Below are 22,076 nucleotides of genomic sequence, written 5' to 3' on the forward strand. Positions count from 1 at the left end.
TATGCAAATAGAAGATCAAAATACATTGAACAGCAATCTTATAGATCATTCATTATTTAATTTGAATGTATTGAAAGAAAGCTCAGTACTAATCAATTTAAAATAATTTCTGAGCAGCATTTTGCTGTTGAATGGGTCTTATATGATAGCGCCTTAAAATTGTTCAAGAGGTATAAAAATATTTAAAACTACAAATTGTGACGGTTAAATCACATTTATAACGAGTATCACATCCTGACCGAGTTGTATTTTTATCATTCCTTTTCTGATTTTACTACCGTAAAGCTGTTGCAGAATAAAAATACATAAATTTACTAGACGACTGGTCTAATATTAATTTATGGTGTGGCTATGAAACGATCAATCAAGAGTGAAGCAACTCGACAACATATCTTGGATACTAGTTTTGAATTGTTATTGCGTAAAAGTTTTGTGGGAGTTGGTTTACAAGAAATTTTAAAAGCCTGTGACGTGCCAAAAGGTTCGTTCTACCACTATTTTGCGTCTAAAGAGGCATTTGGTTGTGCCCTATTAGAACATACATGGCTGACTATAAAGTACAAGTCGAACAGCTTTGGTAGCATACTGAACAAAGTGCGTATGCACGTTTAAAGGCTTTTGGTAATAGCTTGGAAAAAGCCCAACTCACTAAAGTTTTAGCGCAGAACCAAGGTCTTTATAATGGGTTTCTTGCAGCAGGTTTGTTTTGGGCACTCATTGCACCTGAAACCTATGCGGTAGCTTTGGCAAATTTCTTTTTAGTGTGTGTGTTGATTGCAGGTATGTATGGTGCTTTGACGGCAAGCAAAAAAATTATTTATATCCAATCTGTACCCGCATTGCTTGCCTTAATTGCGGTTAACTTTTTTTAAGCAATTAAAGGTATTCACTCGATCTGATTTATGTTTTAATGCAGCCAGTTTGAGATGAGCCTCATACAGTATATCGGACAATACGATATACGACTAAGCCCCTATGAGGGGCTTTTTTATGTCTGTGAAAAATGTAAATGAAGGTCTGATAGACGATTAAGCTTGATCTAAACCTAACCATTGGCGTTGCTGATACGCGCTGTCCCAAAACAACCATTCTAATTTAGCACCCATGGTATAGGCTGCATGCATTTTTGCTAAGGTATCTTGATCACAACGTGCTGCCACTTTATCTACAGTTGCAATCACATTGCGCACTGCCGTATTAAATTCTTCACCTGCATAGGTATCAATCCATGCTTGGTATGGATTATTAGGAACTGATTGGTTTACGATGTCTTTACCAACCTCAGCATAAATCCAAAAACAGGGAAGCAATGCTGCCAAAATCACAGGATAACTTTCTGACCAAGCTGTTGCGGTTAGGAAAGAGGTGTAATGGTGGCAGGCAAGTGTTAATGGTGTGCCTTCAAACTCAGCTTTGCTGACATCAAACTCCTGCATAAAATCACTATGCAGGCTACGTTCTACAATAATCGCAATTTTTGCTGCTTCCGAAAATTGAATCACATCATCTGCTTCATAGGCTTTTGCCGCAGCTACTGCAAGCGCACGACCATAAGCTAGTAAATAGTGAGCATCTTGAATCACATAATGACAAAATGCTTTACGATCTAAAGTACCCTTAGCTAGTTCTTGATTGAATGGTAGAGCTAATATTTTTTGATATAAATCGTGATTACGTTGCCATACATCTTGAGAAAACGTCATGAAATGAACCTATTAAAGTACATATAAAAGAAATCTTTCAGCACTATAACAGAGTCTGGTTTGGATGGTTTCTTTTGCCAAACAAGTCCAACAATCTTTTCTCTTTTTGGGTCAAAACTCGCCTACAATAGCTACATTTTTATAACTCAACGATTTCGCATAAGGCTGATCATGAAGCATTTTCGTTTTTCTATATTCTTTACGGTAGTGTGTTTAGCACTATCTGCCTATTGGGGCTACACGCATGGCCCTGAAGCAGGCGTAGCTACGATGCTTAAAGCATTGACCATTACTGCGATTTTGGCCGTAATGGAAGTTTCGCTATCCTTTGATAATGCTGTGGTAAATGCTTCGGTATTACGTAATTGGGATCATTTTTGGAAAATGATTTTTTTAACGGTGGGTATTCTAATCGCCGTGTTTGGAATGCGTTTGATTTTCCCTGTCGTTATTGTTGCTGTGACGGCAGATATGGGCATGATTGAAGTCGCTAAAATGGCATTGAATGATCCAAAAACCTATTCAGAGCGTTTAATGGCACATCATGCTGAAATTTCAGCGTTTGGTGGTACTTTCCTGTTAATGGTGTTTTTAAACTTCTTCTTTGATGATGGTAAAGAAACCCATTGGTTTAAGTGGTTAGAAGCAAAATTAGCAAATTTAGCCAGTGTACCCGCCATGTCTGTTTTTCTCGCCTTGATTGCCATGATTATTATGGCAGCCAATGTTGAAGAGTCTGTACGTTTGGCTGTGACCATGGCAGGGATCTGGGGTATTGTCGTATATATTGGCGTACAGGTGCTTAGTCATCTCCTCGGTGGTGAGCCAGAGATTGATGAAAATGGTAATGCGGTTACGCATGATGCAAATGGCGCTGCTTCAGGTGTCGTGAAAGCTGGCTTTGGTGGTTTTTTATATCTTGAAGTCCTAGATGCATCGTTCAGTTTTGATGGTGTGATCGGTGCATTCGCGATTACCAGTGATGTTGTCATTATCATGTTAGGTCTTGCGATTGGCGCAATCTTTGTCCGTTCAATGACCATCTATCTTGTTGAAAAGGGCACGTTAGATGCTTATATTTTCTTGGAACATGGTGCGCATTATGCGATTGGTGCTTTGGCATTTATCATGATCGCAAGTGGTACAGGTTTACATGTACCTGAAGTTGTAACAGGCCTGATCGGGGTTGCCTTTATCGTTTGGGCCGTGATCGCATCTATTCAATATAGCAAGCGAGAACAGAAAGCTTCTTAAGTTTATTTTCAGCTAAGTGATATATTTTAAATAAAGGAGCACGATTTGCTCCTTTATTTTTTCTCCTAAAGATTGTGTTTTTCATAATCTACTTACAACCTTGTTAAGCGAATCGCTTATAATTCGCTAAGCCAGTTATAGTGTCTTATCAATAATGAATGCTTTAGAACGCCGTTCAACTTTTGCCTTAAGCAGCATTTTTGCCTTACGCATGTTGGGTTTGTTCATGATTATTCCTGTCTTTTCAGTGGCAGGACAATCTTATCAATATGCCACGCCTGCCCTCATTGGTTTAGCTGTAGGGGTCTATGGTTTAACACAAGCAATTTTGCAGATTCCGTTTAGCTTGTTGGCTGATCGTTTTAGTCGTAAACCATTGGTTGTACTGGGTTTGCTCTTATTTGCGATTGGTGGTGCGATAGCAGGTTTATCTGACACAATTTATGGTGTGATTATTGGTCGTGCGATTGCAGGTGCAGGTGCAGTTTCAGCCGTAGTCATGGCTTTACTGGCCGATGTGACCCGTGAAGAACAGCGGACTAAAGCCATGGCAGCGATGGGGATGAGTATTGGCTTGTCTTTCGTAGTGGCATTTAGTTTAGGGCCTTGGCTCACTAGCTTAGTCGGTATTTCTGGACTATTTTTCGTGACAACGATTATGGGATTGGCTGCGATTTTGATGTTATTGCTCGTGCCTAAAGTCACACGACATCATCGCAATTTCCAACAAGGTTATTTATCACAGTTGAAACAAGTCATTCAAATGGGCGATTTGAATCGCTTACATGTCTCTGTTTTTTCTCTGCACTTATTGCTCACGGCAATGTTTATTTATATTCCTTCTCAGTTGATTGAATATGCACAAATTCCACTGGCAAAACATGGTTTGATTTATTTGCCATTATTGGTGCTGAGTCTGTTCTTTGCTTTCCCAAGTATTATTATTGCTGAAAAATATCGCAAAATGCGTGGTATTTTCTTGTCAGCAATTGCTGGAATTATTGTGGGTTTACTGATTCTTATTTTTGGTTATGAATCGAAATATGTATTGCTCGCAGGGCTTGGTATTTTCTTTATCGCCTTCAATGTCATGGAAGCGTTATTGCCATCTTGGTTATCGAAAGTTGCACCTATTCAATCTAAAGCAACTGCGATGGGAATAAATGCCAGTAGCCAATTCTTAGGTGCTTTTTTTGGTGGTACTTTGGGTGGACAGCTTCTGATGTTACAGAATACTGCACTTGGCTGGAGTGTCCTCTCTGGGATTGCTATACTTTGGTTGTTGGTCAGTTTTGGGCTGGCTCAACCTCGATATTTGTCTTCAATTGTGTTGCCTCTACCTCAAATGACACAAACGGATGAATGGACTTCAAAATTGTTGGCAATTCGTGGTATTGAAGAAGTCGTGGTGATGCCTGAACAACAAGTTGCTTATATTAAAGTCGATAAACAGTGTATAGATGATGCTGGACGACAAGATTTAACGCACTTGATTGGCAAAGAGGTAGCCATTTAAACATAACTCTTATAAAGTAAAACATAGAAATATATAGGATGAAGACAGCTAATGCGTGGTGTGAATAAAGTTATTTTAGTAGGTACTTTGGGTAAAGATCCTGAAACCAAAACTTTTCCAAATGGTGGATCCCTGACTCAATTTTCGATTGCAACAAGTGAGTCTTGGACAGATAAGAATACAGGCGAGCGTAAAGAACAAACAGAATGGCATCGTATTGTGTTACACAACCGTTTAGGCGAAATTGCACAGCAATATTTGCGTAAAGGTTCAAAAGTTTATATCGAAGGTTCATTACGTACTCGTCAATGGACAGATCAAAACGGTCAAGAGCGTTACAGTACTGAAATTCGTGGCGATCAAATGCAAATGTTAGATACGCGTCAACAAAGCGAACAAGGCGGCGGTGACTTTAATCAACCACGTTTTAACAACAACAATAACCAAGGTGGTGGTTACCAAAATACGGGTTATAACAACAACCAAAATGGTTATGGTCAGGGCGGAGGTTTTGCTGGCGGTAATCAAGGTAATTATGCTGGTAGTCCACAAGCAGGAAATGGTTTTAATACACCAAAATCAGCACCTCAGCCTGCGACTGCCCCTGCTGATTTAGATGATGATTTACCATTTTAACTTGTATAATATGTAAATATTGTATTTATTAAAGAAAAAGAGCTTGATTTATATCAAGTTCTTTTTTTTATTTTTAAAAAAATATTGAATTTTACTTACTCGCCATTTTTTATACAGCAAATGTCAACAGACCCTAATTTAGTACTAAATTATCTATAAAATTTAAGATTGTCCTGTTTGTGGAATAATTTGTTGTTAATCCATATCTATAAGCGTTGATCATCAAGGCGTAAAATGAGTCTCAAGAAAAGAATTTCTACCTGAATAGGAGAAACTAAATGAAGAAAGTTCTTGGTATCTATCAAAATAAAAATATGCACTGGGTTGGTGATGGTTTCCCTGTGTACAATTTGTTTTCTTATGATCGTTTGGGACAAGCGATTAGCCCATTTTTACTTTTAGATTATGCAGCGCCGTACCGTTTTGAACCAACGACTGCTCAACAAGGAGTGGGTACCCATCCGCACCGCGGTTTTGAGACCGTAACGATTGCCTATCAAGGTGAAGTGACACATAAGGATTCAAGTGGTGGCGGTGGTACAATTAAAGCTGGTGATGTGCAATGGATGACAGCTGGAGGTGGTGTTCTACATCAAGAATTTCATTCCCCTGAATTTGCTCATCAAGGTGGTTTGTTTGAAATGGTACAACTATGGGTAAATTTGCCAGCTCATTCGAAAATGACGCCTGCAAAATATCAAGCCATTGAAGCAGCAGATATCCAAAGCATTCACTTGGATGATGTAGGGAGTGAATTGCGTGTGATTGCTGGGCAATATCAAGAGACAATTGGCGCAGCTACAACATTCAGTCCAGTCAATGTTTGGGATGGTAAAGTTGTGGCAGATCAAGCGCACACGTTTTATGTGACCGAAGGACATACCACATTGTTGGTGCTACTTTCTGGTGAGGTGATTTTAAATGATGCTCAACACATTGCAGCACCAAGCTTGGTTGTACTGAGCCGTGAAGAAATTGATTTTACGATCAAGGCTGAGCAAGACAGTAAATTCTTGATTTTAACAGGTCAACCTTTGAATGAACCGATTGAAGGTTATGGGCCATTTGTTATGAATAGCAAAGCTGAGATTACAGATGCGATCAATGATTTCAATCGTGGTAAATTTGGCAGCATGTAAAGCTTAATTTTCCTTATATACAGACACATATAACAAAGCCCATAACTCCTTTAAAGTTATGGGCTTTCGCTATAAGGCTCTCTATTGATTGTTTTAATATTAGGTCACTTATTATTATCCAGTTTGTTACGTGACTCGATTCTGATTATTGTTTAATCACAATAGCGCTAAATTTCAGCTTTGCAAAGTCCCTAACAGGGTAAAATGGAAAAATAAAGAATGTTATGTATATTTATTTAATGTATAAAACAATATAGTTAATATTATCATTGATTTAAGCTTAAAATAAGAAGTGTGTTAAAATGTAACAATAAGTGAATGGACACATTAAGACAAAAGTTTAGCTTAAATGCAGAATATGGTATTTTTTAATACCGTATTTAGGTTAACTATCAGTCATAATCAAGAAAAATCATCAACTGATGGGACATAATTTTGGATATTGCAATTATCGGCAGTGGTATGGCAGGACTTGCCTCAGCCAGAATCCTACATGATGCAGGACATAACGTAACGATATTCGAAGCACTTGCTGGGCGCGGCATGGACAGTCACAGTATAGACTTTGATGGGGGCTTAATTGATGCACCATTACGTGTGATGAACCCAAAACTTTGGAAAAATACTTTAAGTTTAGCCAGCTATTTGGGAATAGAAACGTTCCCTGTGCGTACATTTATGGCTTGTAGTTGGTTATTTGAAGATAAAACAGATACTTGGCTAACAACTTCACGTAGCCGAATTGGAAATTTCCCAATTATTAATAACCGTAAAGGGATACAGCAATATGGCTGGCGTCTGGTCAAAGGGATGCTACAACTCAAAACAGCTGTACATCAATTTTTCAAATCAGATAATCAAGACATCACCCTAGCTGAGTTCATGAATCAATATCATATTGAGGAAGTGTTCTGGCATGGTACGGTAATGCCAGTGCTTTATACCATTTGCACATGCCATCCAAAAACGATTGGTGAGTGGCCAGCCAAGCCCCTATTAGAATTTATTCGCCAACTCACAGAAGGTGAAGCTTTATTGCGAATGAAAGGGGGAACACCTGCACTCGTGAATCGACTGATTGATGGAATTGCTATCCATAGTGGCTCACCTGTTGAAAAAGTAGAAGAACAAGACGATAAGATTTTGGTAGAAAATGGACAAGGTGTAAGCCAATTGTTCGATCGAGTTGTTATTGCAACACCAACACCAGCCATTGAAAATTTTCTCAAGCAACCACAATTTGCAGATGATATTGCATTACTGAAAAAGTTCCGTTTTGAACAAGGTGATTTGGTTATTCACACCGATCCAATCGTGATGCCACAACGCCGTAAAGATTGGTCAGTATTAAGTTATATGATGGATCGGAATTTTAGCCGCCAGCAATTCACTGTGTGGATTAATTCAATCGAACCAAGCCTAGTCGGCAAAAATGCCGTATTCCAAACTTGGTGCCCTGTAATTGATATTGACCCTAAGAAAATTATTTCTAAGGTACAGCTCACGCGTGCTGTTGTTGATTCAGAGACGGTTGCGTTGAATAAACAAATTCAAAAACGTCATTTAGACCTCAATCGTAAAGTGTTTTATTGTGGTTCGTGGTCATGTGATGGATTGCCAATTTTAGAATCTGCGGTGACCTCGGCGATGCATATTTCTGAAATTTTAGGTGCGCCATTGCCTTTCGTTGGGCTTAAACCGAAAGTTTCAGTTGCGCCAGAACTGGGTTATTAAATATGGCTTACTCCAAGCAAGGATGGATTGAGAAAGTTTTCGGACATAAATATGCAATAGATGCAAAACGTCTCGGAGATGATTCTTTACTTGCTTGGAGTAATTTAGGTTATTGGCAGAACCAATATGATGATTACCCACAGGCTTGCCAAAGCCTAGCGGATCAAATCGCTGCTTCTATTCAACTCAAACAATCTGATCATGTTTTAGATCTGGGCTGTGGACAGGGAGCAAGTCTTTTACATTGGCTTAGGTATTATCAGATTCAACAACTCAGTGCGGTTGAGCTACAGCCAGAATATGCCAAACGAATTCAAAAACAATTAGCCCAAGTTCAAATTCATTGTGGATCATTTTTGAATTTAAACGCACTGCAACTTTTAAATTTATTTGATGTAGTGCTGTGTATAGATGCAGCTTATCACAGTGATTTGAATTCATTTCTCAATTCGACATCTTTGGTTTTGAATTCAAAAGGTCGAATTGCATTTCATTATTTGATGTGGTCAGATGCTTGGCGAGAGTGTTCAAATTTAAAAAAACAACAATACCGTTATTTGCTCAAAAGCGCTGATGTAAATTGGCAAAATTTAATGGGTGAACAACAATTAACACAAAAGCTTATACAAAAAGGATTTACCCAGATTGAGATTCAGGATTTTTCCGAACCTGTTTTAAATGGTTTTGCTGTCTATATTGAAAATAAGAGAAAAGAAAGGAAACATTTTGACTTGGCACAATTGAAAATTGATATGACAGCAAAGTTATGTAGAAAACTCTATCAAGATGGTTTAGTGCGTTATATTCAGGTCAGCGCAGTTAAAAATTAGGCAATAAAAAAGGCTTAATCTTTAAAATTAAGCCTTTTTTGAATTTGATGGTGCCGGCACACGGATTCGAACTGTGGACCTACTGATTACAAGTCAGTTGCTCTACCAACTGAGCTATGCCGGCAACGTGGCGAGAATTCTACAGAATCTATTTAAAAAAACAAGCGAAAAAATGAGCAAACAGATAAATTTAATTTGATTGTTGATTTTTTATCAATTCCCCCCAAATTGACCGCAGTAAATTCCAATCAATCAATGGTTTTAAATAGCTTTCAACCTAAGATTTGAAGCTAATTCCATTGAAATTTGTGGGTCAAAATTTGGCTGATTCTGATTTATACCGACAAATATACCGACAAAGTTGTCGGTATACTACCGTTATTCGCCGTAGTGTATTGGGCATAAAAAAAGCCTAAACCCTTTAGATTTAAGCTTTTTAGACATCGTCGGATGTCGTCTGAAATAATCTTGGCGGTGAGAGAGTATGCCAAAATTATTATTTAAGATGTTGTTTTAAATGTATATAAAAAATTAAATATTAAAAAGTACCAACAAAAATACCAACAAATAAAAAAAGTTAACTGTAGGATACACGTATCGAGTATTTGATTCCTTGTTTATCGATACGCACAATATAATTTCCTATTTATAACTAATTTTAATTAAACTAACTCTCTCTCCTTATCTAAAAAAACTTTATAAGCTATTGTTTTTTAAATACATATTTAGCGTTAATGTCTCGCTTTTTTACACTCAGTCGATCGATTAAATTTTCATTCATAAATGTGTTCAAATAGGTTCTTATAGTATTTTCATTAATCCCTGTATGAGCAGAAAGTTCTGATACTGTCGCACTTCCATTTAGAAATAAATAAAATAGAATGCTTCTTTGAGTTTCATTATAATTCGAAAATTTATTTTCAATTACTTTCATAATTGAAGTATCAATAGTTTTAGAGTGATCGCTAATTCTATTTTTTAAAGTCAGAATAACATTTCCATTTTTTTCTTTATATTCGGGTAAAGAAAGCATAGACTTTTCCATTGACTCATAAATTCTAGATACACCTTCATTGAGTTGTCGCACATAGCCTAGATCTTCAAGTACTCTGGTTAGTCTTGGATTGCGAGCAAATCGTTCTGTTTTTATATTTTCGATTGTGACTTGTGCGGGTAAAGGACCGCTATTACTTATTTCTATTCGATCATCAAAATGTTTTATGTAGACAGAATTACCTTGAACATTATATGAACGGTGGCATAACGCATTTACAATGCCTTCTAACCAGGCAGCCTCTGGGTATTCGGGAACCTTTATAAATTTTCCTTCTGTAATATCTAAAAAATAATAGTCTTTAAATGATGCTTTTAAAAATACACGTAACTCATCAATTAAGTTAGGAATATTATTTTCAAATCTTTCATCCTTTATAACATTATGTTCCTCACCAACTTTTGCCTCTATGCCCTGATATCGAATATACCTAACTGATGCAGATGGGATGTATTTTTCTGGATCTTTTGCAAACAAAAGAACTGCTGCATTTTTGAACTGATATGTTTCTTCTTTTTTGTCTAGTAAGTGACGTTTATTTAATAGGTCAAAAGAGTTGCCTTTTGAGTAATTTAATTTTTCTTGATAAGTCGCTAATAGCTTTTCATCTAGATCATTTTTATCAAAATTACTAACGATTTCTTCCTCAAAACGACGTATCATTTTATCGTATTCTAATTTTCTAACACGCTCTCTGTCTAATTCACGATTCTCATCAGACACTCTTAAATATACTTTTTGATTATCTTTTCTTTGGAATACCCTTTCCAATTCTTGCTCTACATGGAATAGAAATACTAGATTCCCATCAATTTCAATTTCTTCTAACTCAATCGTACAAGGAGGATCAACAAAGTCAAAAACTAATTTTCTATACGCATCTAGATTATCTAAAGTTTTTAGATCTTGAATTTCTCCTTTATCAGAGATACCGAAGACCAGCACTCCACCATCAGCATTTAGCATACCTATCAGTTCTTCTGCAATTTTTGTAGGTTTAATTTCTTTTTCCCCTAAGCCTTTACGCTCAAAGTATTGATTTTCTTGTTGCTGTTGTAAGTATTCTTTTGTGATGATTGTATTAAACTTAGAAATAACTTTTTGCATACCTATACCTTGCTTCTCTTGTCGCAGCTGTCATCTATAGAAATTAATCTAATAAATAACAGATACATATGTTTTTGGGTGTGGCTTGCTTAGCTTTCCCAAATCCTTGCTTAACGAAGTTTATTAATAGCAGAATGATCTACAAATATTATTAAAAAACTTGCTTAGTTGGTTAGAATTGTTTCTTATTATAAATTAATTGATAAAAAACATATATATATATGTGGAAATGTAACTTGCTTACTTGAATAGAATTCTTTCTTAAAAAATTAGTAATTAGACTTTTTATAGAGGTTATTAAAAAACTTGCTTAATTAGTAGTAATTCTTGCTTAATTAAAATTAATTTATAAAAAACATATACATAGTGTTTTATATAGTATCTTGCTTAACTTTTTAGAAATCTTGCTTCTCATGCTTATACAATTAATATGAGAAGCCTCTCATGCCGATAAAACGATGAACAATTGATACGAGGTTAATTGCCTATTGATGCTGTATCTTGCAGACTCCATGAAATGTTTTGGTAAAGAATTGAACAATTAGCTTTTCACGAATTGATTGCATCATAATCATGTCGATAGAGGGCATATTGTTGATCGAGGTATATAGCAAAATCTTCAAGACGAATCATCCACGGGGCTTTAGCGGACTGCTCGAGTTTGAATGTTGGAAATGGCAGTTCATGAAAATTAGCTTTCTTGCGTGCTGTTTTTACATCCATATGGGTGAAGAAGTCCTGAACTATAGTATCTAAATGTACTACTGGTGAGACATATCTCATACATAACATGGTGTAGGTGTTAAGCTTTGGATCTTGAAATTTCATTGTTTAATTCTTTCTTGGTCTACCTCTTGTATTTTTTATATCTGTTTTTAAGAAGGAAATAACAATATTAGGATCATAAAGCTTTTTCCCCACACTACCTACATTGAATAATTCTAATTTTTGAGAAAGTGCTTCTCTAGACATTGGAAAGCGTTTAGTGAGCCATGCTAAATCTACAAGATCAGGATATTGCTCAGTTTCTAATGCTATAACTGTGGCGCCGTAAATTGAATCTCCAAGACATATTCTAGGTGGCGTTTCACTCTCCACCGTGATGATATATTTGTGTTTAAACATAAGAGTCTCGCCTTTTGCTTATTGAATTTTATGGACAGGATCTTCTTAAGATTATGTCCAAAATTTACACGACTAGAAACGGTGGGAGAATGACATTAGCCAGCGTTGTAATTAAGGGCGGTAATGTACCTAATTTTGGGATAATTCCAAAAACGGTAATATTCCCAATTTTGGGATTTTGAACGATCCCGTTTTTGGGATTTTGAATGTACCCGTTTTTGGGATGCAGAACCTATCAATGAATCTACCATTGAATCAATCATCTCTCTTTTGAGAGAGCACCGTCTTAATTCAAGGTCAAATCTTCTTCCATATTCAAAAAATAAACTTCAAAAGCAACTTGATATATGCACCAATTTTGCACTGGCTTGAGCTGTAAATGATTTAAATTAAAAAATGATAATGGGTACATCAATAATTTTTGTGAGCTTGTAGGGCAAATTAGAGCGTTATATGAGTGTCTATCTTTAGCACTATTTAATTAGATTATGTTCGCGGTAGTGATCCAGAATAAGACGACTGTTTCAACGCAATTTTATGTGGTGGAGTAAAAGACTAAAAATATAGTGTTTTACGGTCTCCCTCGCGCGCGCGCGCGTTTTGTTGAAATATACCCATTTTTTTATAGCATATTTTAACTCTTAATGGATTCAGCACCATAAGATGAAATTTTATGTTTAATGAACTTTATTGTTTTTCTGTCCCAGAAAATTTGTTTATTAATAAAAAGGTTAGAAAATATTCAGCCCCGAACTATATTTCAATGTTGAATGAGCTCAAAGAGGAACATTACTTGACGGGGGAAAAGATTGCATTCGTACTTGATATACAAGGCGGTAGTACTGTTACAGCATGGGCAACTGGTTCAATACCAGAGTATGTTCACGGGGACTTATTTATTGATTTATGGAAGACTATGACCAATAAGTCTGATGATCAAATTCCACGTATTGTTCGCTTTAATTGAGAATAAGAGATGACTTCTAAATTTAAATTACGTGAACCAATTACAGGTTTAGACATTGAGCGAGCGCAAGAGTTATGTAGTCTTGTTATACAAGGTATAAATCAGTTTCAAACTGATATTTACTATCATGATTCTAATCAGCTTTTTGATCACTGTCTCGTTGATAAGCTAAAGTTGATAGCAAAAAACTTAGATGAATTAATTTATATATTATTAGGGTTGGTTAAACCCAATAGTATTCATTATGCAGGCATGAAAAAATCAGTTAGCTTAATTAATACAACACCAAATGTCTTTATCATTACGGCGCACTACTTGAACCCAGAAAATAAATATAAACGGTTACTTAACAAGTACTACTTTGATCAAGAACTTGAAGTAATAAAAGCTAAGTTAAGTTTAGTAATAGTTAACTTAGAAAAAATGAGTATCCAAAAATCTTTAAAGAGAAATTAAAAAGATAAGCTTTAATTTACTCATTTTTTTGAATTTCCTTATTCTTTAAATTAGCCTTATTGAATAAAACAGGCTGAAAAGTAAATAATGCGTATTCCAGTATCTAAAGGGCGTGTTGATGCTCAAGCCCAAATGCAGACTTTTACACCAAATACGGGCTTAGCTGAAATTGGTCGTTCTATTGGAGGGGCACTAGAGGCTCGCAGTGAAAAACTTAGAGAAGAACAGGATAAAACAGAAAAAGCTGATTTTGCATTACAGTCATCCAAGATTGGTGCTGATATTAGCGTTGTAGATAATGATTTACTGCTAAAAATGCAGAGTGGGGAATTAACCTACGATAGAAGCTCAAAATACGGCGCAGGACAATCCAAAAGATGTCAGTTGGAAATTGAATCTTCTGTCGAAGACTCATGAGAACATGCTCAATTATGAGAAAAATAACTCCACTTTGGCCTACTCGATTAAGACAGGTCAGGATCTAACGGTAGTACCTACCAATGCAATTTTAAGTGGTAACCCTGAAGCCATTGCAGCTTTGTCTAAGAATATTAAATCTATTCACGCAAATAACGTATTGAATGGCACGGTAGGATCCTTAAATCCATTCTCGACACAGCAACAATCTGAATTAAAGCAGTTCTGGGAAAAAGCCAAACCAGGTGACAAATTAAGTTTGCTTACCAGTCTTTATAAATCCAGCGCAGGCAATGCCAATGCATCCAGAGACATGATTAATGGAATTGCTGGTGATAGTGGTGCATATCGTTTATCTGCTTCGCTCAATAACAGAGGTCTGCAAGATATTGCTGGCCAGATCGTTACTGGGCAGGATCTGATTGAAAAGGGGTTGGTCAAGGTCGATGAAAGTGGCTTAACAAAGCATACAGAAGCGTATTTAGCCGGTATTACCTCACCAGGTAAACCAGACTTTCAAATCTATCTGGATTCAATAAAAGCCAACTATGCTTATTTGGTTCAGAAAGCCATGATGTATTTTCATAAGCTAATGAGTATGCATCGTACAGATCACCAGCATCGTACTGATCATCAGGCTTATGCGTATGTCTGTTAAGTTCACGCATGTAAGTGTCTGCTTGACTGTTAGCAAGCTGCTGGGAAATTATTATTAGATTTTCTAGTTCAGCAAAAGCAGAGGAGTCGGCTTTATCATTTTCTTGTACAAATGCTTTAACGAAAGCCGTTGCTTTGTTGATCTGGTTAGCCAAAGTTCGAAGTTGTGTGGCAGCTTCAGATGCAAGTGAATAGGCACTGATAATATCAGCGACACTGTAAAAAGGAATTGATTGTTCTGGAAATTGAATTTGTACTTTAGCGTTCATGATGAATGCGCTCCTTGTGTTTGTTTAGGAGCTTTACCAGTCACGACCAAGTGAGGGTGGCAAAGCTGAAAAGGGTTGGTCGACAGGTACACAAGAGACCTGCACATCCGAAGATGTCCCTCTCCAGCTTCACCATAGAGATGCAGAAGCATAGAGATTTTACGCATAAAAAAAGCCCGTAGCGGACTGTATGCGCTTGTGTATTCATAGCCGACCAAAGCTAATTCGATGATTTTGCACCGAACAAAATCAATATAGCCGATCATTTTTGATTTGAGAAGCCTTAAACAGAAAATATTTTGAAAATTCATGGCCGCTCCCCAAACCTTTTAGCTAGGATCTGCATACCTTTTGGCAATATGAAGAACTCAGTCTGTGTGTAACTGTATGATTGACCTGAAGGCTTTACACCTTCTTTATGGGAGTATTTAGTTTCACAATAGCCACGACTTTCACTGTAGTAGGTTGAAGCACGAGCATCATTAAGATACCGATCCCAACCATGTTCACGTAGCCATTTGGCTAAAATATGCTGCTTAGTATTTAAAATTTTGCATGCCTGTTGGAACTTAACGCCGTGCTCGGTGTGAGTAATCGTCTCGATAGCTTTGGTGAGGACTTTGTTTTCTGAAGTGAGTTGTAGATTCTGCTTTGCTTGCACTTCGATAGCATTAAGAAGATGTAGTGGATTATTAATGTCGAATGCCGGAGTCCGCTTTTCAAGCTCATACCAGCGCTTAACAATAGCAGCAGTAAATTCAGGACAAAGCTGAGCAACAACAGTAATTGAGTCAAGCTTTCCCTGTTCACCTGAAAATACATATTCAGTGCTTGTACGCCCGGCTGTAGGCTTTTCCACCGTTGGTGGTAAAGTAATGACACGCCGTTCAGCTAAACGTTCGATTGTTCTTTTGACAGAATCTAAGCGGATGTTAGTAATAGCTGAAATATCTGAACTAAGCATTTGTTGAGAAGGCAAAAGAGAAGTAAGGGAGGTATTCATAATTAAGCCTCCAATCCTTTGGAAGCCATCCATGCTTCGACATCCTCAATGCGCCATGCAGTGATGCGTTCAGTTAGCTTAATGGGAGCAGGGAACTCGCCAGTGCGGACCTTATCCCAGATAGTCGTTTCTCCCATTGGGAGTATGCCTTGGCGCTCAGGACGCGCTTTGATGAGCCGAGTTGTGCCATCTTTAGCAGTATACTTGCGTTCTTTACGTGCAGCCGTAGTTGCAAGTTGTGACATGCGATAAAAACCTTTCGGCGCCGTAGATTGTTGTTGTATAGACATTAAAAAACCCCTAACTATGTGCCGTACTGCAACGGCGTTAGAGGTAGTTTGTTTAGATATAGATGTTACGTCATTGCATATGCAATAATAGAAATTGTATGTGCAATTAATTTTTACCTAAGTGTTTGTTTTATATGGTTTAAATTTCTTATTTGCCTCGCTAAAAAATTCATCTATTACTCTTTTACTTAAATTAGGTATCTGCATATTTGCTATTTCACTTACTATTCCAGCTTGGTTGATACTTCTTAATCCTCTTTTATTACTTTCACATAGCATTGCGCCAATAAGGGTTAATAATCTAGAGTTCACCGTAGAAATTTTTTTGAACTCAGATTCACTTATATTGATCTGTTCTAGCTCTTTAATTCGCTCTTGTGCTTGATGCAACTTTTTTGTTAAATCATTAATTTCATCAGTTTTTGTTAACTCTAATTGAGAATCTTCATTACATTTAAAAATTGTAGGGAAGACGGTCTTTAATTCATTTAATGAAAAAACAATATCATTTGCTAAGAATGGATTTCCTTCAAAACTTAAACTCTCATTAAGCCATTTCTTTTCTTGTATATCATCATCCATCATTCTTGGGAACGCTCTAAGATATTGATCACTCGAAAGCGGTAGCAATGGTGCATATGTGGTAGGCTGAGTAATAAACTCAACTATTTTATCAATATTAAAAAAAACATCGCCCGCTCTTGGGTCTGGGTGGTCAATATAATTTATAAAATTTGAAGCATGAACATAGCCTTTAAATTGCATTGACCAGCTTATATGCTCAATATGAGCAACAGGACTTTTGGAGTCTATACTTGGTTGAAAACGCTCTTCCTCAATGCAAACAATATTTCCTTCAAAATATATACAAGGATGTAGCTCATCTTTTCTACAGTGGTACTTAATTTTGTTAGGGCTTAGTTTGTTTTCGGAAATTGCTATAATCTCCTGTAGAGAAAATATTTCTTGCATTCTTGCCTCCCAGAGCACCCAGGTATTAAGTTAAGCCAATCAAATTGGGTATTTGACTTTCGCCCCGTCGAGCTAGGCTTAACGTATTAAATTATAATTTATTACTGAGATATATTGCAGAGATTGGTACTACTTTAAGCAGTGGTTTTGTTCAATAAAATGATATTGTTATCATCATTTTTTGGTTTGAATTGAGAAACATCACCGCCTTGCCGTAAGGTATCTAAATAGTCAGCCCATAACTGCATGAGCTCGCGTCTACGTCTTAAAAAAGCAGTTCGGTTATATGCAGTACCATTTGGGTCTTTTACGGCGTGTGCCAATTGATGTTCGATAATATCTGTCCGATATTCGAGCTCTTCATCAAGGATTGTCCTCGCTGTTGCTCTAAAACCGTGTGCTGTATGTTTGCCTTTAAAACCAATACGGATCAAACCCTGTCGGATAGTATCCTCACTCATACATTCACTACCTGTTTTAACGCTAGGGAATACAAAGGGTGAATTCGTACGTAGGTCCTGTAACTCTTTTAAAATATCGAACGTTTGTCTGGAAAGTGGAACTATATGTTCTTGGTGGGTTTTACTAGCAAAAAATGAGAGCTGTCGTCTTTCAAAGTCTACCGATTTCCACAATAAACCGCGTATTTCATTGGGGCGCTGGAAAATATAAACTGACAATTTCATAGCCAACTCTGTTGTGAGCCGGTTTCGTGGATTATCTTTTGTGAATCGCCACATCTTGCGTAATAACTCAGCTAGCTCTTTTTCATCGGTGACGGCATTGTGATTGCCTTTAATCGGTTGGGGCAGAGTAATATCATATGCTGGGTTATAAGTGATAATTCGCTTCTTCACTGCTAATTTTAAAACCATTGCCATGATGGATTTAATACGCCGTGCTGATTCCAATGCACCGCGTTCAACAACTTTATCGGTAACATCACGTTCCAACTGTTCAACAGTCATGTTTACCACTGGCATATCACCAATAAATGGCAAAATATCTTTATTCAGTTTACGAATAGTTTCGCTATCCACCTTATTTTCAAGTTCTCTGTTTCTTAGCCATTCCTTACAAAATTTATCAAAGGTATTTTCAAAAATTGCCTTTTTTTCATTCCTATTCTGATTTCTTTCTGTAGCAGGGTCGATGCCTTGTAATAGTAACTGTTTGGCATATTCTCGCTTGAGTCTAGCTTGCTGGAGACTGAGCTGCTCAAATGTGCCCAAAGCTAAAGTATTTTGTTTTTTACTGATTGGGTGACGATAGTTCATTCGCCAATATTTAGATCCATTCCTCTTTACCAGTAAATATAAGCCACCACCATCAGAATATTTTTTATCTTGATTAGGGTCTGCAGTCAGATTTTTAACTGTTTTAGCATCTAATTTATTCGATTCTTTAGCCATAGCAATGACCTCAGTTGTTGGTATTCTTTTTAGAGAAAAAGAAAAAATGAGTACAAATATTAATTTTTAGGCTTCATACCAACAAATATACCAACATAGTTGTTGGTATGCTACCGTTTTACATCGTAGTGTATTGGACATAAAAAAAGCTCAATCCATTTAAGATCAAGCTTTTTGAACTACGATACTGTACCGTAAAAATCGAATTTGGCGGTGAGAGAGGGATTCGAACCCTCGATACGCGCAAACGTATACACACTTTCCAGGCGTGCTCCTTAAGCCACTCGGACACCTCACCAAGGTGTGCGATAGTAACTAAAAAAAAGCAGACTGCCAAGTTGTAGTCGAACAGATTTGCAGAAAAACTTCTTGGCTAATGATAATATTAAGGAATATAACGTTCTATATTGAAGACAATATATGCAAAGTACTGCAAAAAAAGCAGCCTTACCTGCCACTGCATTGGCAGCATTAGGGGTGGTGTTTGGAGACATTGGAACCAGTCCTCTGTACGCTTTGAAAGAATCCTTCCATGCTGCACATGGCTTAGGAATTCAACCTGAAAATGTATTGGGAATCTTGTCGATTATTTTTTGGTGTTTAATGCTGATTATCAGTATTAAATACATTGCGATTGTTATGCGTGCGGATAACAATGGTGAAGGTGGAATCATGGCTTTACTTGCTTTGAATCTACGCAAAGCAAAAATATCCGATAGTAAGAAGATTTATTTAATTGCGATTGGTTTTGTTGGGGCATCGCTATTTTTTGGTGACGGTATTATTACGCCTGCAATCTCAGTACTTTCCGCTGTTGAAGGTCTATCAATTGCAACCAATGTACTTGATCCGTTTATTGTGCCAATTGCAATTGTGATTGTAACGACATTATTTTTAATGCAAAAACACGGAACCGCGTTTGTTGGTAAATTTTTTGGGCCAATTACGCTACTCTGGTTTTTGTCATTGGGGATCTTGGGTGTCATTAGCGTCGTGCAAACACCAATCGTACTCGGTATGGTTAGTCCTCATTGGGCAATTCAGTTTATTTTCACTCATCCTGTACAAGCATTTTTTATTATGGGTGCTGTTGTTCTGACGGTCACAGGTGGTGAAGCCTTATATGCAGATATGGGGCATTTTGGACCGCGTCCAATTCGTTTCGGTTGGTTTAGTGTCGTTTTGCCTTGCCTTGTATTAAATTATGCTGGACAAGGTGCGCTGTTACTTCGCAATCCTGCGGCGATTGAAAATCCATTCTATTTACTAGTCCCAAGTTGGGCTTTGTACCCAATGATTATCTTGGCAACGATGGCAGCTGTGATTGCATCACAGGCCGTTATTTCTGGGGTTTTCTCTTTAGCTCGTCAAGCAATCCAATTGGGTTATTTACCACGTTTAGGCATTAAACATACTTCTGATTCTGAAGAAGGACAAATTTATGTGCCATTTCTGAATTGGTTATTGCTGATCTCGATTGTCATCTTAATTTTAATTTTTAAAACCAGCTCAAACCTTGCAAGTGCTTATGGCTTGGCTGTGACCTTAACCATGTTATGTGACACAATTTTGGTTGCTGTATTCATATACTATGCATGGAAATGGAGCTTACCAAAAGTGATGCTGTTGATTATTCCATTCTTTATTTTGGAATCCGTACTGGTCGCAGCAGCATCATTAAAAATGTTCTCAGGTGGTTGGGTACCGTTATTGATCGGTGCAGTCGCGGTTATGATCCTGATGACGTGGAAACGTGGGCGTGAGCTTACTTTTGCTAAGCTTGAACATGACACCCTATCACTCGATTTATTTGTGAAAAGTATTGGGGACAATGTTCATCGGGTACCTGGCGATGCAGTCTTTTTAACCGGAACGCCTAATGTTGTTCCGCATGCGATGCTACATAATATTAAGCACAATAAAGTACTACATGAGCGTAATATTTTAGTCACGGTTGTGATTGAAGATGTTCCATTTGTTCCTCAAGAGGAGCGAATTAGTGTTGAAACGTTGAATGAACATTTCTATCGCATCAAAATTTTCTACGGTTTTAAAGATGAACCTAATGTGCCAAAAGCCTTGATTCAAGCTTACGAAGAATTAGGCTTTGAATACGATTTGATGCAAATTAGCTTCTTTATTTCACGTGATCGTATTGTTCATAGTGTGGGAGATGGTATGTCTCCGTGGCGCGAACGCTTATTTATCTCAATGCAACGTAATACTAGCCCTGTGAGTGACTTCTATCAAATTCCAACCAACCGTGTTGTGGAGTTAGGCAGTCAAATTGAAATTTAGGTAACATAAAAAAAGGCACTTTAGAGTGCCTTTTTTATTATCTGGTGATCAAGTGAACAGTTTTGCGACATAAAGTGTCGTTCTTTGCTTTATCTCAATATACAGTTGAATATGGAATTGCTAAGCTTCGCATTCATATTGATTTTGATTTAGTTATGGCGAAGAAAACAACCAAAAAGAGTAAAACACAATTTGCTTTTTTGAGCCAAAATTTTGGAAAAATTGTTCTTGCTTTGATCGCAACAGGCAGTTTCGCGATTGCATTTGGTAATGAAAAAATTTCTAAATTAATTCCTTTGCCATCGAGTCATGGTGCTTGCTTAGAACAATTTTATCGAGATGTTCCTCCTTTACTTACAAAAGAAAGTCTAAAAAAAGATAGTTATGCTTTGTGTTTTAATGATTTTAATGTGATGTATTCAGGTATTTCAAAAACACCATTGTGGTCAGCGGAATACCTTACCCCAGATCGTTTAAGTATTAAAATCAAGCGCGAAGATAGTTTTCACGAAGAAACACGAGTGCCTCTCGCTCATCGTGCATTGTTAGCGGACTACCGTGGTTCTGGGTACGATCGTGGACATATGGCACCGAATGGTGATATGAATAACACTGCGGCACAACATGACAGTTTTTCTTTAGCCAATATGGTGCCACAATCACCGAAGAATAATCAGGAAGTTTGGCGTAAACTCGAAGAAGCAGTGCGTTCTATTGTGACTAAACAGCATAAAGATGCTTATGTTGTGACTGGACCGATCTTTGAAGATAAGCGTTTAAAAACCATAGGGAATGGCGTAATAGTTCCTACAGCGGTATACAAAGCCGTGTATTTACCTAAACAGGGGATTATTGGGGCGTACTATGCACCGAATAATGATTCATTACAGGTTAAAGTGGTGAGCATCTGCTATTTAGAAGAAAAGTTAGGAATTAATTTATTTCCACAACTCACAGAACAACAAAAGCGTAATGTTTATCAATTGCCTACATCGGCACAACAAGTTAAAGCCAATAAAGAAATTAGCTATGTGAGTTGGGATAGACAAAGTCAATGTGCTGAAGAAGCAACCACGGCAAGTATTCAAGCACAACAGCAGCAATTCTCTTCTGGGAAGATACAAACTGATGAGACTAATTTGCCGCAGATTGATGAGGAAACCAAACAAGCTTTAATCAAGCAATTGATTGATGCATTGGTTCAGTATTTCTTACAATTGTTGCGCTAATTTCGCAG

At 37.2% G+C, this 22,076-nt stretch carries 19 protein-coding genes, 2 tRNA genes and 5 pseudogenes; 14 read left to right on the forward strand and 12 right to left on the reverse strand.

Annotated features, from left to right (window positions below; translation table 11 throughout):
• Positions 1-351: 351 nt before the first annotated feature.
• Positions 352-578 (forward strand): annotated as a pseudogene (locus CDG59_RS03435) (TetR/AcrR family transcriptional regulator); the annotation flags it as partial.
• 30 nt (positions 579-608) lie between these two features.
• Positions 609-872, forward strand: a pseudogene (locus CDG59_RS03440) (DUF1304 domain-containing protein); the annotation flags it as partial.
• A 156-nt stretch (positions 873-1,028) separates the two neighbouring features.
• Here CDG59_RS03440 and tenA read toward each other — a convergent pair.
• Positions 1,029-1,703: a thiaminase II gene (gene tenA / locus CDG59_RS03445; RefSeq protein WP_005156779.1), complete on the reverse strand. Its 675-nt coding sequence runs from the start codon at positions 1,701-1,703 to the stop codon at positions 1,029-1,031.
• A gap of 171 nt (positions 1,704-1,874) precedes the next feature.
• Here tenA and CDG59_RS03450 point away from each other — a divergent pair, with 171 nt between their 5' ends.
• From CDG59_RS03450 to CDG59_RS03475, 6 genes are all read left to right on the forward strand, one after another.
• Positions 1,875-2,957, forward strand: a complete 1,083-nt coding sequence (locus CDG59_RS03450) for a DUF475 domain-containing protein (protein ID WP_087543617.1) — start codon at positions 1,875-1,877, stop codon at positions 2,955-2,957.
• 151 nt (positions 2,958-3,108) lie between these two features.
• Positions 3,109-4,473, forward strand: a complete 1,365-nt coding sequence (locus tag CDG59_RS03455; protein ID WP_034602552.1) for an MFS transporter — start codon at positions 3,109-3,111, stop codon at positions 4,471-4,473.
• A 51-nt stretch (positions 4,474-4,524) separates the two neighbouring features.
• Positions 4,525-5,109 carry a single-stranded DNA-binding protein gene (gene ssb, locus CDG59_RS03460; protein ID WP_005156773.1) on the forward strand — a complete coding sequence of 195 codons (585 nt, stop codon included), beginning with the start codon at positions 4,525-4,527 and terminating at the stop codon, positions 5,107-5,109.
• Between the two features lie 278 nt (positions 5,110-5,387).
• On the forward strand, positions 5,388-6,248 hold the full coding sequence (locus CDG59_RS03465; protein WP_087543619.1) for a pirin family protein: 861 nt from the start codon (positions 5,388-5,390) through the stop codon (positions 6,246-6,248).
• A gap of 435 nt (positions 6,249-6,683) precedes the next feature.
• On the forward strand, positions 6,684-7,982 hold the full coding sequence (locus CDG59_RS03470; RefSeq protein ID WP_087543621.1) for an FAD-dependent oxidoreductase: 1,299 nt from the start codon (positions 6,684-6,686) through the stop codon (positions 7,980-7,982).
• Positions 7,983-7,984: 2 nt separating this feature from the next.
• A complete protein-coding gene (locus CDG59_RS03475; RefSeq protein ID WP_087543623.1) occupies positions 7,985-8,812 on the forward strand; it encodes an SAM-dependent methyltransferase in 828 nt (275 codons plus the stop codon).
• A 48-nt stretch (positions 8,813-8,860) separates the two neighbouring features.
• On the opposite strand, the gene CDG59_RS03480 is transcribed toward CDG59_RS03475, so the two are convergent.
• The 4 genes from CDG59_RS03480 to CDG59_RS03495 form a co-directional block, all read right to left on the reverse strand.
• Positions 8,861-8,936 (reverse strand) — tRNA-Thr (locus tag CDG59_RS03480).
• A 579-nt stretch (positions 8,937-9,515) separates the two neighbouring features.
• Positions 9,516-10,973, reverse strand: a complete 1,458-nt coding sequence (locus CDG59_RS03485) for an RNA-binding domain-containing protein (protein WP_087543625.1) — start codon at positions 10,971-10,973, stop codon at positions 9,516-9,518.
• A gap of 549 nt (positions 10,974-11,522) precedes the next feature.
• Positions 11,523-11,801, reverse strand: coding sequence for a pyocin activator PrtN family protein (locus tag CDG59_RS03490; RefSeq protein ID WP_087543626.1), 279 nt, complete (start codon positions 11,799-11,801; stop codon positions 11,523-11,525).
• 3 nt (positions 11,802-11,804) lie between these two features.
• Positions 11,805-12,098, reverse strand: coding sequence for a hypothetical protein (locus CDG59_RS03495; protein WP_087543628.1), 294 nt, complete (start codon positions 12,096-12,098; stop codon positions 11,805-11,807).
• A gap of 793 nt (positions 12,099-12,891) precedes the next feature.
• Here CDG59_RS03495 and CDG59_RS15425 point away from each other — a divergent pair.
• From CDG59_RS15425 to CDG59_RS15685, 4 genes and pseudogenes are all read left to right on the forward strand, one after another.
• A complete protein-coding gene (locus CDG59_RS15425) occupies positions 12,892-13,065 on the forward strand; it encodes a hypothetical protein (protein WP_225489123.1) in 174 nt (57 codons plus the stop codon).
• 9 nt (positions 13,066-13,074) lie between these two features.
• A complete protein-coding gene (locus CDG59_RS03505) occupies positions 13,075-13,521 on the forward strand; it encodes a hypothetical protein (protein ID WP_019767400.1) in 447 nt (148 codons plus the stop codon).
• Between the two features lie 87 nt (positions 13,522-13,608).
• Complete coding sequence (locus CDG59_RS15740; protein WP_227519103.1) at positions 13,609-13,938, forward strand: hypothetical protein; 330 nt, start codon at positions 13,609-13,611, stop codon at positions 13,936-13,938.
• Positions 13,865-14,509: pseudogene (locus CDG59_RS15685) on the forward strand (hypothetical protein); the annotation flags it as partial. The gene CDG59_RS15740 and the pseudogene CDG59_RS15685, both read left to right, overlap by 74 nt.
• On the opposite strand, the pseudogene CDG59_RS15690 reads toward CDG59_RS15685, so the two are convergent.
• The 7 genes and pseudogenes from CDG59_RS15690 to CDG59_RS03545 form a co-directional block, all read right to left on the reverse strand.
• Positions 14,505-14,864: pseudogene (locus tag CDG59_RS15690) on the reverse strand (hypothetical protein); the annotation flags it as partial. The pseudogenes CDG59_RS15685 and CDG59_RS15690 overlap by 5 nt on opposite strands.
• A pseudogene (locus tag CDG59_RS03520) lies at positions 14,861-15,175 on the reverse strand (hypothetical protein). The pseudogenes CDG59_RS03520 and CDG59_RS15690, both read right to left, overlap by 4 nt.
• Positions 15,172-15,867, reverse strand: a complete 696-nt coding sequence (locus tag CDG59_RS03525; protein ID WP_087543630.1) for a phage antirepressor KilAC domain-containing protein — start codon at positions 15,865-15,867, stop codon at positions 15,172-15,174. The pseudogene CDG59_RS03520 and the gene CDG59_RS03525 overlap by 4 nt, the downstream one beginning before the upstream one ends.
• A 2-nt stretch (positions 15,868-15,869) precedes the next feature.
• A complete protein-coding gene (locus tag CDG59_RS03530; protein WP_087543632.1) occupies positions 15,870-16,157 on the reverse strand; it encodes a helix-turn-helix transcriptional regulator in 288 nt (95 codons plus the stop codon).
• 117 nt (positions 16,158-16,274) lie between these two features.
• The gene (locus CDG59_RS03535) at positions 16,275-17,129 is read right to left on the reverse strand and encodes a hypothetical protein (protein WP_087543634.1); all 855 of its coding nucleotides are present in this window, start codon (positions 17,127-17,129) and stop codon (positions 16,275-16,277) included.
• Between the two features lie 134 nt (positions 17,130-17,263).
• A complete protein-coding gene (locus CDG59_RS03540; RefSeq protein WP_087543636.1) occupies positions 17,264-18,541 on the reverse strand; it encodes a tyrosine-type recombinase/integrase in 1,278 nt (425 codons plus the stop codon).
• 208 nt (positions 18,542-18,749) lie between these two features.
• Positions 18,750-18,839, reverse strand: a tRNA-Ser gene (locus tag CDG59_RS03545).
• A 122-nt stretch (positions 18,840-18,961) separates the two neighbouring features.
• Here CDG59_RS03545 and CDG59_RS03550 point away from each other — a divergent pair.
• Together CDG59_RS03550 and CDG59_RS03555 are read left to right on the forward strand one after the other, a co-directional pair.
• Positions 18,962-20,839 (forward strand): potassium transporter Kup, encoded by a 1,878-nt coding sequence (locus CDG59_RS03550; protein WP_087535937.1) that lies wholly within the window; start codon positions 18,962-18,964, stop codon positions 20,837-20,839.
• Positions 20,840-20,994: 155 nt separating this feature from the next.
• Complete coding sequence (locus tag CDG59_RS03555; protein ID WP_087543741.1) at positions 20,995-22,068, forward strand: DNA/RNA non-specific endonuclease; 1,074 nt, start codon at positions 20,995-20,997, stop codon at positions 22,066-22,068.
• The last annotated feature ends 8 nt before the right edge of the window (positions 22,069-22,076 follow it).

Origin of the sequence: Acinetobacter sp. WCHA29, assembly GCF_002165335.1 — a bacterium.
In the GTDB taxonomy this organism is placed as follows: Bacteria; Pseudomonadota; Gammaproteobacteria; order Pseudomonadales; family Moraxellaceae; genus Acinetobacter.

Coding starts and splice junctions, on each gene's coding strand:
- CDG59_RS03550 (WP_087535937.1), top strand. CDS start 18,962: ATGCAAAGTACTGCAAAAAAAGCAGCCTTACCTGCCACTGCATTGGCA.
- CDG59_RS03475 (WP_087543623.1), top strand. CDS start 7,985: ATGGCTTACTCCAAGCAAGGATGGATTGAGAAAGTTTTCGGACATAAA.
- CDG59_RS15740 (WP_227519103.1), top strand. CDS start 13,609: ATGCGTATTCCAGTATCTAAAGGGCGTGTTGATGCTCAAGCCCAAATG.
- CDG59_RS03540 (WP_087543636.1), bottom strand. CDS start 18,541: ATGGCTAAAGAATCGAATAAATTAGATGCTAAAACAGTTAAAAATCTG.
- ssb (WP_005156773.1), top strand. CDS start 4,525: ATGCGTGGTGTGAATAAAGTTATTTTAGTAGGTACTTTGGGTAAAGAT.
- CDG59_RS03485 (WP_087543625.1), bottom strand. CDS start 10,973: ATGCAAAAAGTTATTTCTAAGTTTAATACAATCATCACAAAAGAATAC.
- CDG59_RS03555 (WP_087543741.1), top strand. CDS start 20,995: ATGGCGAAGAAAACAACCAAAAAGAGTAAAACACAATTTGCTTTTTTG.
- CDG59_RS03490 (WP_087543626.1), bottom strand. CDS start 11,801: ATGAAATTTCAAGATCCAAAGCTTAACACCTACACCATGTTATGTATG.
- tenA (WP_005156779.1), bottom strand. CDS start 1,703: ATGACGTTTTCTCAAGATGTATGGCAACGTAATCACGATTTATATCAA.
- CDG59_RS03495 (WP_087543628.1), bottom strand. CDS start 12,098: ATGTTTAAACACAAATATATCATCACGGTGGAGAGTGAAACGCCACCT.
- CDG59_RS03530 (WP_087543632.1), bottom strand. CDS start 16,157: ATGTCTATACAACAACAATCTACGGCGCCGAAAGGTTTTTATCGCATG.
- CDG59_RS03535 (WP_087543634.1), bottom strand. CDS start 17,129: ATGCAAGAAATATTTTCTCTACAGGAGATTATAGCAATTTCCGAAAAC.
- CDG59_RS03505 (WP_019767400.1), top strand. CDS start 13,075: ATGACTTCTAAATTTAAATTACGTGAACCAATTACAGGTTTAGACATT.
- CDG59_RS03525 (WP_087543630.1), bottom strand. CDS start 15,867: ATGAATACCTCCCTTACTTCTCTTTTGCCTTCTCAACAAATGCTTAGT.
- CDG59_RS03465 (WP_087543619.1), top strand. CDS start 5,388: ATGAAGAAAGTTCTTGGTATCTATCAAAATAAAAATATGCACTGGGTT.
- CDG59_RS03450 (WP_087543617.1), top strand. CDS start 1,875: ATGAAGCATTTTCGTTTTTCTATATTCTTTACGGTAGTGTGTTTAGCA.